Origin of the sequence: Micromonospora sp. C31 (assembly GCF_018070575.1) — a bacterium.
GTDB lineage: Bacteria > Actinomycetota > Actinomycetes > Mycobacteriales > Micromonosporaceae > Micromonospora.
On the sequence record NZ_JAGPXN010000009.1, the window covers coordinates 33,751 to 45,421 of the forward strand.

General features: G+C 74.5%; 11 protein-coding genes. 4 read left to right on the forward strand and 7 right to left on the reverse strand.

What is annotated here, in order from left to right; genetic code table 11:
• From KBX06_RS14030 to KBX06_RS14045, 4 genes are read right to left on the reverse strand one after another with little or no spacing between them, the layout of a single operon-like run.
• The gene (locus KBX06_RS14030) at positions 1-2,379 is read right to left on the reverse strand and encodes a glycoside hydrolase family 3 N-terminal domain-containing protein (RefSeq protein ID WP_307854625.1); all 2,379 of its coding nucleotides are present in this window, start codon (positions 2,377-2,379) and stop codon (positions 1-3) included.
• A complete protein-coding gene (locus tag KBX06_RS14035) occupies positions 2,376-3,197 on the reverse strand; it encodes a carbohydrate ABC transporter permease (protein WP_307854626.1) in 822 nt (273 codons plus the stop codon). The genes KBX06_RS14030 and KBX06_RS14035 overlap by 4 nt, the downstream gene beginning before the upstream one ends.
• Entirely contained in the window at positions 3,194-4,138 is a 945-nt protein-coding gene (locus tag KBX06_RS14040) for a carbohydrate ABC transporter permease (protein WP_210834958.1), read from the reverse strand. The genes KBX06_RS14035 and KBX06_RS14040 overlap by 4 nt, the downstream gene beginning before the upstream one ends.
• Before the next feature lie 8 nt (positions 4,139-4,146).
• A complete protein-coding gene (locus tag KBX06_RS14045) occupies positions 4,147-5,445 on the reverse strand; it encodes an ABC transporter substrate-binding protein (RefSeq protein WP_210834959.1) in 1,299 nt (432 codons plus the stop codon).
• A 238-nt stretch (positions 5,446-5,683) separates the two neighbouring features.
• Here KBX06_RS14045 and KBX06_RS14050 point away from each other — a divergent pair, with 238 nt between their 5' ends.
• Positions 5,684-6,706 carry a LacI family DNA-binding transcriptional regulator gene (locus KBX06_RS14050; RefSeq protein WP_210835161.1) on the forward strand — a complete coding sequence of 341 codons (1,023 nt, stop codon included), beginning with the start codon at positions 5,684-5,686 and terminating at the stop codon, positions 6,704-6,706.
• A gap of 196 nt (positions 6,707-6,902) precedes the next feature.
• On the opposite strand, the gene KBX06_RS14055 is transcribed toward KBX06_RS14050, so the two are convergent.
• Positions 6,903-7,727, reverse strand: coding sequence for a peptidylprolyl isomerase (locus KBX06_RS14055; RefSeq protein ID WP_374225637.1), 825 nt, complete (start codon positions 7,725-7,727; stop codon positions 6,903-6,905).
• Between the two features lie 109 nt (positions 7,728-7,836).
• Positions 7,837-9,189 (reverse strand): D-alanyl-D-alanine carboxypeptidase family protein, encoded by a 1,353-nt coding sequence (locus KBX06_RS14060; RefSeq protein ID WP_374225638.1) that lies wholly within the window; start codon positions 9,187-9,189, stop codon positions 7,837-7,839.
• 252 nt (positions 9,190-9,441) lie between these two features.
• Between KBX06_RS14060 and KBX06_RS14065 the strand changes: the two genes are divergently transcribed.
• From KBX06_RS14065 to KBX06_RS14075, 3 genes are all read left to right on the forward strand, one after another.
• Positions 9,442-9,774, forward strand: coding sequence for a cupin domain-containing protein (locus tag KBX06_RS14065; protein WP_210834960.1), 333 nt, complete (start codon positions 9,442-9,444; stop codon positions 9,772-9,774).
• On the forward strand, positions 9,771-9,938 hold the full coding sequence (locus tag KBX06_RS14070) for a hypothetical protein (protein ID WP_210834961.1): 168 nt from the start codon (positions 9,771-9,773) through the stop codon (positions 9,936-9,938). The genes KBX06_RS14065 and KBX06_RS14070 overlap by 4 nt, the downstream gene beginning before the upstream one ends.
• Before the next feature lie 161 nt (positions 9,939-10,099).
• Entirely contained in the window at positions 10,100-10,828 is a 729-nt protein-coding gene (locus tag KBX06_RS14075) for a class I SAM-dependent methyltransferase (protein WP_210834962.1), read from the forward strand.
• A 1-nt stretch (position 10,829) separates the two neighbouring features.
• Here the strand turns inward: KBX06_RS14075 and KBX06_RS14080 are convergent, their stop codons facing one another.
• The gene (locus tag KBX06_RS14080) at positions 10,830-11,525 is read right to left on the reverse strand and encodes a MerR family transcriptional regulator (RefSeq protein WP_210834963.1); all 696 of its coding nucleotides are present in this window, start codon (positions 11,523-11,525) and stop codon (positions 10,830-10,832) included.
• Positions 11,526-11,671 lie beyond the last annotated feature (146 nt).

Sequence of the window (11,671 nt, forward strand, 5' to 3'; positions counted from 1 at the left end):
TCAACCGGCCGACGGCGTGACGGCGAACCGGGGATGCAGCCGCCGGGTGTGGTCGACGTGCCGGGTCGCGCCACGCAGCGCGACCGCCGCCACGAGCCGGTGGTCGGTGCTGGACGCCGCCAGCCGCAGTTCCAGCTCGCCCGGCTCGACCACGCGCCGCCCGTCGCGCCCGGTGAACGAGAACAGGTCGGCCGGCACCGCCAGGTCGATCCGGCAGGCCGCGCCCGCGGCCAGCGGCACCCGCAGGTAGCCGACGAGCCGCTGCACGGGCTGGACCACCGAGGCCACCGGGTCGTGGGCGTACACCTGCACCACCTCGCTGCCCCACCGGGAGCCGGTGTTGCGCAGCGTGAAGTGCAGCCGCAGCTCCCCGTCGGTCGCCGCGACCGGCTCGTCGAGCACCAGGCCCGACCAGTCGAACGTGGTGTAGCCCAGGCCGTGCCCGAAGCCGTACGCCGGCGTCGGGTCGACGTTGGAGACGTCGCTGGCCTGGCCCAGCCGGGCCGCCAGGTAGGTGCTCGGCTGCGCGCCCGGCCCACGGGGCACGCTGACCGGCAGCCGCCCCTGCGGGTCGATCCGGCCGCCGAGCACGCCGGCGATGGCCGGGGTGCCCTCCTCCCCGGGGAAGAAGGACTGCACGATCGCCGCGGCCTCGGTCACCGCGCGCCCCAACGCGTAGGGGCGCCCGGCGAGCAGCGTCACCACCACGGGCGTGCCGGTGTCCAGCAGCGCGTCGAGCAGGTGCTGCTGCGCGCCGGGCAGGGCCAGCGACTCGGCGTCGCAGCCCTCGCCGCTGGTGCCCCGCCCGAACAGTCCCGCCCGGTCGCCGAGCGCGGCGACCACGACGTCCGCGCCCCGCGCCGCCTCGACGGCCGCCGGCACCCCGCCGGTGTCGTCGCCGTCGACGCGGACGCCGGCCACGCTCACCACGACGCTGTCTCCGAACTCGGCGCGCAGCGCCGCCGCCAGGGTGGGCAGCTCGATACCGACGGGCACCTCGGGGTGGCGCGAGCCGACGTGGGCCGGGAACGAGTAGCAGCCGAGCACCGCCGTGGGGCTCTCCGCCTGCGGGCCGACCAGCGCGATGCGGGCCGGCCGGTCGAGCGGCAGGATGCCGTCGTTGGCCAGCAGCACCACGGAACGCTCGGCGACCTCGCGGGCCAGCGCCCGGTTGGCCGGCGGGTCCAGGTCGACGGTGCCGCGCAGCGCGTCCGGGTCGGACAGGTCGGCGCCGGCCAGCGCGGGCGGCACCGGGCTCCAGTCGGCGTCGAGGAGGCCGAGCTGCGCCTTCTGCGTCAGCACCCGGCGGACCGCCCGGTCGATCAGCGCCTCCGGCACCACGCCGGCCGCCAGCGCCTCGCGCAGCGGCTCGCCGAACGTCTTCACGGTCGGCAGCTCGACGTCCACGCCGGCGGCCAGCGCGGCGCCCGCCGCCTCGGCCCAGCTGCCGGCCACCCCGTGCAGGGTGCGCAGGAAGGCGATGCCGAAGTAGTCGGCCACCACGGTGCCGGGAAAGCCCCAGGCGTCGCGGAGCAGGCCGGTCAGCAGCTCCTCGTCGGCCGCCGACGGCATGCCGTCGGTGTCGGTGTAGGCGTGCATCACCGACCGCGCGCCGCCCTCGCGTACCGCCATCTCGAACGGCGGGAGGATCACGTCCGCGCGCTCGCGGGGACCCATCGGCACCGGCGCCAGGTTGCGTCCGCCGCGGGAGGCGGAGTAGCCGGCGAAGTGCTTCAGGGTGGCCACCACGCCGGCGGACTCCAGTCCCCGCACGTACGCGGTGGCGATCGTGCCCACCAGGTACGGGTCCTCGCCGATCGTCTCCTCCACCCGCCCCCAACGCGCGTCGCGCACCACGTCGAGCACCGGCGCGAGCCCCTGGTGCACGCCGACACGACGCAGGTCGGCGCCGATTGCGGCGGCCATCCGCCCGATCAGCTCCGGGTCGAAGGTGGCGCCCCAGGACAGCGGCACGGGGTACGCGGTGGCGCCCCAGGCGGCGAAGCCGGCCAGGCACTCCTCGTGCGCCATCGCCGGGATGCCGAACCGGTTCGCGGCGGCGATGCGCTGCTGGGTCCGCAGCAGCGACAGCGCACCGAGCGCGGGGTCGACCGGGGCGGTGCCGAACGGGCGGGTCAGCTGGCCGAGGCCGGCGTCCAGCAGGGCGGCCAGGTCGACCGGTTCCTCCATCTCGTGCTGGTAGGGCGCGACCTCTCCCCCGTCGGCGGCGGCGCCGACCCAGACGCCGTAGAGCTGGGCCACCTTCTCCGGCAGGGTCATCGCGGCGACCAGGGCGTCGACCCGGGTCGCGAGGTCGAGGGTCGGGTCGGTCCAGGTCGCGGTGCCGGGGGCGATGTCGAGGGTCACGTTGTCGGTCACTTTCCTCCGACGCCCATCAGCCCCTGCACCAGGGCCCGCCGGGCGAACAGATAGACGAGCAGGACGGGCACCATCGACAGCACGACCGCGGCGAGCAGGCCGGGAATGTTGATCCCGTACTGCGTCTGGAAGTTGTAGAGGCCGAGGGTGATCACCTTGGTGGAGTCGGACTGGGTGAGGATCAGCGGGAACAGGAAGCCGTTCCACGCCTGGAGGGCGGAGAAGACCGCGATCGTGGCGATCCCGCCGCGTGACAGCGGCAGCACCAGTTGCAGGAACACCCGCGCCGGGCTGGCGCCGTCGATGGCCATCGCCTCGTACAGGTCGCCGGTGATGTCCCGCATGACGCCGCTGAGGATCAGCGCGCACACCGGCAGGGAGAAGGCGGCGGTGGGCAGGACGACGCCGACGAGGTTGTCGTAGAGCCCGGCCTTGCTGATCAGGTAGAAGATCGGCACGATGACCGCCTGCGCCGGGATCGCCAGGCCCAGCAGGAACAGCCGGAACACGCCGGAGGTCAGCCGGCTGCGGCTGCGCACGATCGCGTACGCCAGCGGCGGCACGAGCAGCAGCACGAGGGCCACCACGCTGGCCGTCACCACCAGCGTGTTGAGCAGGTAGCGACCGAAGCCCTCGTCGAAGGCGCCGGTGTAGTTGTCCAGGGTCAGGGTGTCGGGCAGGGCGATCGGGCCGTTGCGGCCGTACCCCTCGCGGGTCTGCACGCTGATCGCCAGCATGACGTAGATCGGCAGGCCGACCAGGAGCAGCCAGGCCACGGCGCCGATCCCGGCCAGCCAGTTCGGATGGTGCCGCTTCACAGGCCCTCCATCGTGGAGCGCATCCGGTCGTAGCCGGAGACCCGGACCACGATCAGCGAGATGACGGTGGCGACGACGACGAGGAGCAGGGCGATGGCCGCGCCGGCGCCGAAGTCGAAGCTGCGGAACGCCTGCTCGTACATGTAGTAGGCGGTGATGGTGGTGTCGGTGCCCGGCCCGCCCTGGGTGAGGATCAGCACGGTGTCGAACGTGGTCAGCCCGCCGACGACCATGAGGACCACCGACGTGATCATGGCGTTGCGCAGCTGCGGCAGGGTCACGTGGCGGAACTGCCCCCACCGGCCGGCGCCGTCGACCTCGGCCGCCTGGTAGAGCACCGCCGGCACGGCGCGGGCCGCGCCCTGGTAGATCAGCGCGTGGAACGGGATGAACTGCCAACTGCCGACGAAGACCAGCACGGCGATCGCGCCCGTGCGGCTGCCGAAGAGGTTGCCGTCGCCGAACAGCCACGGAGCCTGGCCGGGCACGCCGAAGTTCGGGTCGAGCAGTGCCCGCCACAGCACCGACACGGCGGTCGCCGACAGCAGCAGCGGGAGGAAGAAGATGGCGGACAGCACGGCCCGGTTGCGCTGCGTCCCGGCCGCCCACACGCCGATCAGCAGGCTCAGCGGGGTCTGCACCAGCACGCCGAGGGCGGTGAGCAGGACGCTCAACCAGAGGCTATTGATCATGACGGGGTCGCGGGCCAGCCGCTGCCAGTTGTCCAGCCCGACGAACTCCGGCGAGCCGAGGCCGGCCCAGCTGGTGAAGCTGAGCACGACCACGAGGACCAGCGGGGCGAGCGCGAATAGCCCGAAGAACAGGGTCGCGGGCAGGGCCCAGGCGAAGCCCGGGCGGCCGAGGGTGGGGCCGCCGCCCGGGCTTCGTCGGGCCCGTCGCTGCTCCGTCACGGTGGGGGCGGCGAGGGTGCTGGTGGACATGGCCGCGCTCAGCCCGCCTGCAGGGACTGCATGGCCTTGATGAACCCGGCGGCGTCCAGCCGGCCGTTGCAGTACTGCTGCACGGCCTGGTGGATGGTCGTGGTCGCGGCCGGCGGGTACGCCTGGTCCCAGGAGAGCTGGAAGCTCGGGGCCTCCTTGACCAGGGTGAACTGGTACTTCAGGTAGTCGGGGTTGGTGGCGCCGTCGAGGAACTTCTCGGTGTTCGTGGTGGTCGGCAGGTTGCCGATGGACAGCTGCGCCTGGACGAACTCGTCGGAGTACTGGAGCTTGAGGAACTCGGCCACCGCCTCCGGGTGGCGGGTCTTCTTCAGCACCGAGTAGAAGTTGTTGGTGTTGCCGACCACGTTGCGCGGATCGCCCTTGCCGCCCGGGACGCTCGGGAACGCGCTCCAGCCGAGGCCGTCGGCGGCGAAGCTCGGGTTGGCGTCGTGGTGGGTCGAGTAGTTCCAGGAGCCCATGAGTTCGAAGCCGGCCTTGCCGCTGGACAGCAGGGTGGGCGACCCGCCGTCGGTGAACTTGACCGAGTCGAAGTTGGTGCCGAACGCGCCGGCGTCCGTCAGCTGACGCAGCAGTTCCAGGGCGCGGCGGCTCTCCGGGCTCTCCCAGGCGCTCTTGTCGCCGCCGAGGGCCTTGGCGAACAGCTCGGGGCCGGCGACCCGGTCGTAGAGGTACTGGTACCACATCTGGGTCGGCCACTGGTCACCGCCGCCGAGGGCGATCGGCGTGATCCCCCTGCCCTTGAGGGTCTTCACGGCGGCCAGCAGGTCGTCCCACGTCTTCGGCGCGGTGATGCCGGCGTCGGCGAGGACCTTCTTGTTGTGGAACAGCAGCACCGGCTGGGTGCCGCGCATCGGCACCCCGTACGCCTTGCCGTCGACCATGGCGGTGTTGAAGACCGAGGGCAGGAAGTTCTCCTTCAGCCCCGGGTCCTTGGCGATCATGTCGTCCAGCGGCAGCAGCAGGTCGGCCTTGACGAACGGGGTGATGCTGCCGCCGCCCCAGTTGAAGAAGACGTCCGGAGCCTGCCTGGTGTTGATGATCGTCTGGAGCTTGGTCTGGTAGTCGGCGCCGGGGATGGTGTCCAGCACCGCCTTGACCTTGGACGTCTTGTTGAACGTGTCGACGAGCTGCTTCTCGACCTTGTTGGTGGCGTCGCCGTAGACCAGGATGTGGATCTCGTCCTGGCCGGCGGCCGGGTCGCCGTCGCCGCAGGCGGTCAGTGGCAACGCCAGCGCCAGGGCGGCGCCGAGCGCGACGACGCGGGCGAGCCGCGTGCGTACAGTCATGATCGACCTCTCGTGGTGGCGGGGGTGGTGGGGGACGTCGCCGCTGGCGCGGCGACCGAAAGGTGTCCGACGAGTTTCCGGAATACTTCCGCAACTCGTCCGAACGCTAGAACCGACCTGCCGTGTCGTCAACCCCCGATCGTGGGGCAAGATGGGCCGGTGGAGCGGCCCCGCCGTTCCGGACGTTTTCCGGTGGTGACGGGTACGGTCGGCCTTCCGACCGGTGAAGGAGACGCGGGTGGACGGCGACGACGGGCGCAGGATCACCATCACCGCTATCGCGCGGGAGGCCGGGGTCTCGGTGCCGACCGTGTCGCGGGTGCTCAACGGGCGCTCGGACGTGGCCCCCGGCACCCGCGAACGCGTGGAGGAACTGCTGCGCCACCACGGCTACCAACGCCGCGGCAGCCGCACGGTGAGCCGCGCCGGCCTGCTCGACCTGGTCTTCAACGACCTCGACAGCCCCTGGGCGGTGGAGATCATCCGCGGGGTCGAGGACGTCGGGCACGGTGCGGGCGTCGGCACGGTGGTCTCCGCGATACACCGCCAGTCGACCGCCGCCCGGCAGTGGCTGCAGAACCTGCGGGACCGCGCCACCGACGGCGTCATCTTCGTGACCTCGCACCTGAGCCCGCCGCTGCACGCGCAGCTGCGCCGCCTCAACGTGCCCGTGGTCGTCGTCGACCCGGCCGGCGTGCCCGCCACCGACGTGCCCACCGTCGGAGCCACCAACTGGGCCGGCGGTCTCGCCGCGACCGAGCACCTGCTGTCGCTCGGGCACCGGCGGATCGGCTTCGTCGCCGGGCCGACCCACCTGCTGTGCAGCCGCGCCCGCCTCGACGGGCACCGGGCCGGGCTGGAGGCGGCCGGGGCGCCGGTGGAGGACCAACTGGTGCGCCCCGGCGACTTCTACCACGCCTCGGGCTTCGCCGCCGGGACGGCGCTGCTCGACCTCGACGACCCGCCGACGGCGATCTTCGCCGCCAGCGACCAGATGGCCTTCGGCGTCTACGAGGCCGTCCGGCGGCGCGGGCTGCGGATCCCCGACGACGTCAGCGTCGTGGGCTTCGACGACCTGCCCGAGGCCCGCTGGGCCTCACCGCCGCTGACCACCGTCCGGCAACCGCTGGTGGAGATGGGCCGGCTGGCCGCCCGCACCGTGCTGCGGCTGGCCCAGGGCGAGGGTGTCGACTCCCCCCGGGTGGAACTCGCCACCAACCTGGTCGTCCGCGACAGCACGGCCCCGCCGCGCCTGCCGTGACGGCCGTCGCGCCGCCCGCAGTCCCTCGGTGGCACTCCCGGTAGCGTTCCGGAAGTTCCGGTCGCCCGCCGCCGGGCCTCACCCAACCGGGTCGCCCCGTAGGTTCCGGTGCGGCTCACCGCTCCCCACCGCCCGGGGCCGGCCCGAGGTTCCGGAACGACACCGCGGGCGGCGGGGACCACCGGTCCTCCCGGGCTCAGCGGTGGTGGTGGTGGTGGTGCCGGACCGCGCGCCGGATGTCGACCGGCAGGGCGGGTGCGCCGTCGACCGGCGCGGGATCCGCCACGGTGGGGGCGATGCCGCCGGCGGCGATCCGGTCGAGGGTGGCCAGGCCGGCGGCGTCGACCGAGCCGAAGACGGTGTAGTGGGGGCGCAGCGCCGAGTCCGACTGGACCAGGAAGAACTGACTGCCGTTGGTGTCGGGTCCCGCGTTGGCCATCGCGAGGGTGCCCCGGGCGTAGAGCCGCCGCTCGCCGGTCGGGTCGGTCGGCGCCGGCGGCAGGTCGGTGGGCAGTTCGTCGGCGTAGCGGTAGCCGGGACCGCCGGAGCCGGTGCCGGACGGGTCACCGCACTGGAGCACCCGCAGCGTCGGGTACGCGGTGAGCCGGTGGCAGGAGGTCCGGTCGTAGAAGCGGTGGCGCACGAGGTGCAGGAAGCTCTGCACCGTGCATGCGGCGGCCTCCCGGTCGAGGGTCAGCCCGATCGGCCCCTGGTTGGTCCGCAACGTGACCCGCACGGTCCCCCGGTCGGGAGTGCGCCTCGGGTCGGGCGGCAGCGGGACCGGTCGGGCGGCCGGGTCCTCGGGCGTCCCGGTGTAGGCGCACGGGCCGGGCGTGACCCCGGGATCGCCGGCGGCGTCGGCCGGGGACCCGCCGGGAGCGGCGAGCGCGGCGGCGCCGCCACCGGTCACCAACGCCCCCACGACCAGGGCCACCCCGGCGAGGCGGGCCAGCGTACGGGTCGGTCGGCGGCGTGCCGCGCTGGACGGCACGACGGGATGCGGGCGGGAATCGCTCGGCACGGGGTTCCTCCCTGGACTGATGTCGCCAGAAAGACCGCAGTCTATGGATCCCGTCGTCGGTTGTCGATCCGTCCGCCCTCGCCGCGGCAAGGAGGTGCCCCTTCTCCCCCTACCGGCGTCGTCCCGGGCGACGACGCCGCAGCAGCGCGCTGCCCAGCAGTGCGACCGCCGCCGCCACGGACGCGGCCACGGGCCAGCGCGCGACCAGCCCGTCCTCCATCGGTCCACTGGCCGCGGCCGGGCGCGGGTCGCCGGTGGCGGCCGGCGCGGGCGGCGAGGCGGCCGCCGACGCGGCCAGTTCCCCCGGCGCGACCAGCCGGCCGACGGCGGAGCCCCGGGGCAGCGAGAAGCCCCAGTCGAGCAGGGCGGCACCCTGCTCCCAGCCCCGCGCGGGCCGCGGCTCGGCGCCGAGCAGCGTGACCACCAGCCGCCGTCCGTCGCGCTGGGCCGCCCCGACGTAGGTGTGCCGGGCCAGGTCGGTGAAGCCGGTCTTGCCGCCGAGCGCGCCCGGGTAGTGGTAGATGAGCTGGTTCTCGTTCTGGATCTGGAAGCCCTTGGCCCGCCGTGCCGGCTGGGCGGGAACGCGGTGCGTCTCGGTCAGCGCGTACCTGCGGAACGTCGGGTCGGCGAAGCACGCCCGAGCGATCAGCGCCAGGTCGTACGCGCTGGTGAACTGGCCTCGTCCGTCCAGGCCGGACGGGGTCACCGCGTGGGTCTGGAGGGCGCCGAGGCGGTGCGCCTGCTCGTTCATCGCGCGTACTCCGCCGGCCATTCCGTCCGCCCCGCCGCCGAGGCGGGCCAGCACGTTGGCCGCCTCGTTGCCGGACTGGAGCAGCAGGCCGAGCCAGACGGTCTCGATCCGGTAGCGTCCGCCTTCGACCAGCCCGACGGCCGAGGAGCCGGGTTCGATGTCCATGTCCCCGTCGGTGACGGTGATTACCTGCTGCGGGTCGAGGCGGGGCAGCATGGTGGCCGCCAGCAGCAGCTTCTGCACGCTGGCCGGGGTGCCGTACTCGTGCGGCCCGCAGCCGCCCAGCACCTCGCCGGTGTCCAGGTCGGCCACCAGCCACGAGATCGCGGTGACCGCCGGCGGGCGGCCGGCCCCCGCCGGGACGACCAGGCCGGCGGTGTCCAGTGCCGGGCCGCCGACGGCCCGTTCCTGCGGCACGGCCGGCGGCGGCGACGGGCGGGGCGGCCGGGACACCCGGGGCGCGGGCGCCTTCGGGCAGGGTGCGGGGGGAACGACGCCGGACGCGGCCACGCCGGCACCGGACACGGCCGGCGGGGCGGCACTTGACGCTGCCGGCGCGGGGGCGGCGGACACGGCCGGCCGTGGTGGCAGGGGGGAGCGCGCCGGTGGTCGGGCGGCGGTGGGACCGGTCGGGCCGGCGGTCGCGGGGACGGGCGCGCCGGCGCCGAGGAGGACGGCGGTCGCCGTGGCCGCCAACAGCCGAACCTTCATGCCCCGCACCCTAGTCGGACCGGTCGGGGTACGGGCCGGGTTGCCCAGGCAGGCCGGGGGCGCTCGGAGACGGGCTGGCCCCACCCTGCCGGGCGGCGGCGCGGGCCACCGCGACCTCGGGACCATCGGCCCTGCCGCCGAACGTCTCCGGGACGGAAGCTGGGAACCGAAAGTGGTAGACGATCTTCCGGTTTGCGCGACGATGCCGGCGCCCCGCCTAGTGAGCCGGACGACACCGACGAAGGGACGACCATGGAAGCCCTCTCGCTGACCCGCCTCGCCGAGGAGCAGCTCGCCGCCGCGCACGAGGCCGACAGCGGACGCAGTGCCCGTTCCCTGCAGACGGGCCGGGACCGCCGGCTGCGGCAGACCCTGCTGGCCCTGCGGGGCGGTCGGTCCCTCGACGAGCACGACAGCCCGGGCGAGGCGACGTTGCAGGTGCTCGTGGGGCGGGTGCGCCTGGTGGCCGGGGACGACTCCTGGGAGGGCGACGCCGGTGACCTCCTGGCCATTCCGCCGCTGCGTCACGCGCTGCACGCCGTCACGGACGCCGCCGTCCTGCTCACCGTGACGCCGCGGCCGTGACCACCGTCCCGGCCCGCCGTCGCCGCCCGGTCGCCGGCCCGGTCCGGCGGCCGGCGGCGGTCACCCGCCGGGCCGGGGCAGGTCGCCGGGTACCCGCTGTCGTACTTCGGGTTGCAGGCGAGACGGCGGGCGCCCTGCTGGTGCTGGCGGCGGTGGCGCTCTGACCGGTCCACGCGACACCGGCGGCGGCTCGGACGCCCTCCCTGCCGTCGGGCCGGCCCCGCCGCGTCGGTTGGCTCACAAGCCGTTGCCTCCGGCCTGCCCAGCGACTAGAACCGGGGAACGATCGCCCGGACCTCCCGGCGACGGTGGCGAGGTGATGGCCGTGGCTCTGATCCCCTACGACGACACCGACTCGGCGGCCTTCGCCGCGACCCGGGAGTTGCCGCGCAGCGGCCTGCAGCGGTGGCGGCACGCCGTGCAGCAGCACCTGCGCCCGCGTACCGGCGCCACCGTGCTCGACGTCGGAGCCGGCACCGGCGCGTGGGCCGCCGCCTTCACCGACTGGTTCGGCGTCCGGGTGGTGGGCGTGGAGCCCGCCGGGGCGATGCGTTCCCGGGCCGCCCACCGGCCGTTGCTCGCCGGCGACGCCGCCGCACTGCCGCTGCGCGACTGCGCGGCGGACGCCGCCTGGCTGTCCGCGATGATCCACCACGTCCCCGACCTCGACGCGGCGGCGCGCGAGCTGCGCCGGGTGCTCCGGCCGGGCGCCCCCGTGCTGATCCGCTCGCCGTTCCCCGGCCGGCACCAGCGGATCGCGCTGTTCCGCTGGTTCCCCGAGGCGGTACGGATCCTCGACACCTACCCCGACCTGGCGCGGGTGCGCGCGACGTTCGCCGCGGCCGGGTTCACCGTCAGCACGGTCGAGCCCGTCGCGCAGACCACGGCGGCGTCGCTGGCCGAGTTCGCCGAGCGCCTCGACCGCCGGGCCCACACCCCACTGAAGTTGATCACCGACGAGGAGTACGCCGCAGGCCTGGCCCGGCTGCGGGCCGCCGCCAGCGGGACCACCGGCCCGGTCGTCGACCACCTCGACCTGCTGGTGCTGCGCTGAGTCACCCCGGCAGGGCCGGGTCGAGACGGCGCAGGTAGTCGTGCAGCGCCGCCGAGGCGCGCAGCCGGCGCAGGCTGCGCCGGTGCAGCTCCTGCTCCCGTCTGGCCAGCTCCGCGTGGACCCGCTGGGCGCTGCCGGTGGTGCGCAGCTCGCCGAGCACGGCCGCGACGATGTCGAACGGGTACGCCCCCCGGCGCAGCAGCGCGACCACCTGCGCGGCGCGCACCTCGGCCGCGTCGTACACCCGGTAGCCGGTGCCGCGCTCGCGGAGCGGACGGAGCAGGCCGCGCTGCTCCCACAGCCGTAGCTGCGAGGTGCGCACGCCGACCAGGTCGGCGACCTCGCCGATGCGGGCGCCGCGCCGGGGCGCCGGCAGGACGGCGGCCGGGCTGGCCACCACGGTCGCGAAGGCGCCGAGCACCCGCCGGATGTCGGCCCGTTCGCGGTCCAGCTCGGCGTGGCCGGCGTCGAGCGCCGCCAGCGCCGCCGCCAGGTCACCCCGGTGCACCGCGACCATGACCTCCCGGGTACGCGCCCAACCGTGCCCCTCGGCCATCCGCCGGACCACCGCGAGCGCCCGCACGTGCTCGTCCGTGAAGACGCGGTAGCCGGCGGCGGTGCGCTCGACCGGCGGCAGCACGCCGAGATCCACGTAGTTGCGGACCTGCTGCACGGAGATGCCGGCGGTCTCCGCCACCTGCGCTCCCCGCCACCGACGCCCCGGATCCACCACGCGGGCCACCCTACCGGTCTCCACGTGGTTTGAGACTTCGCCCCCTGATTCGGACGCCCGGCGCTGTTGGACGATGCGAAACCCTCTACAGGAGCTTCAATGAGACGATT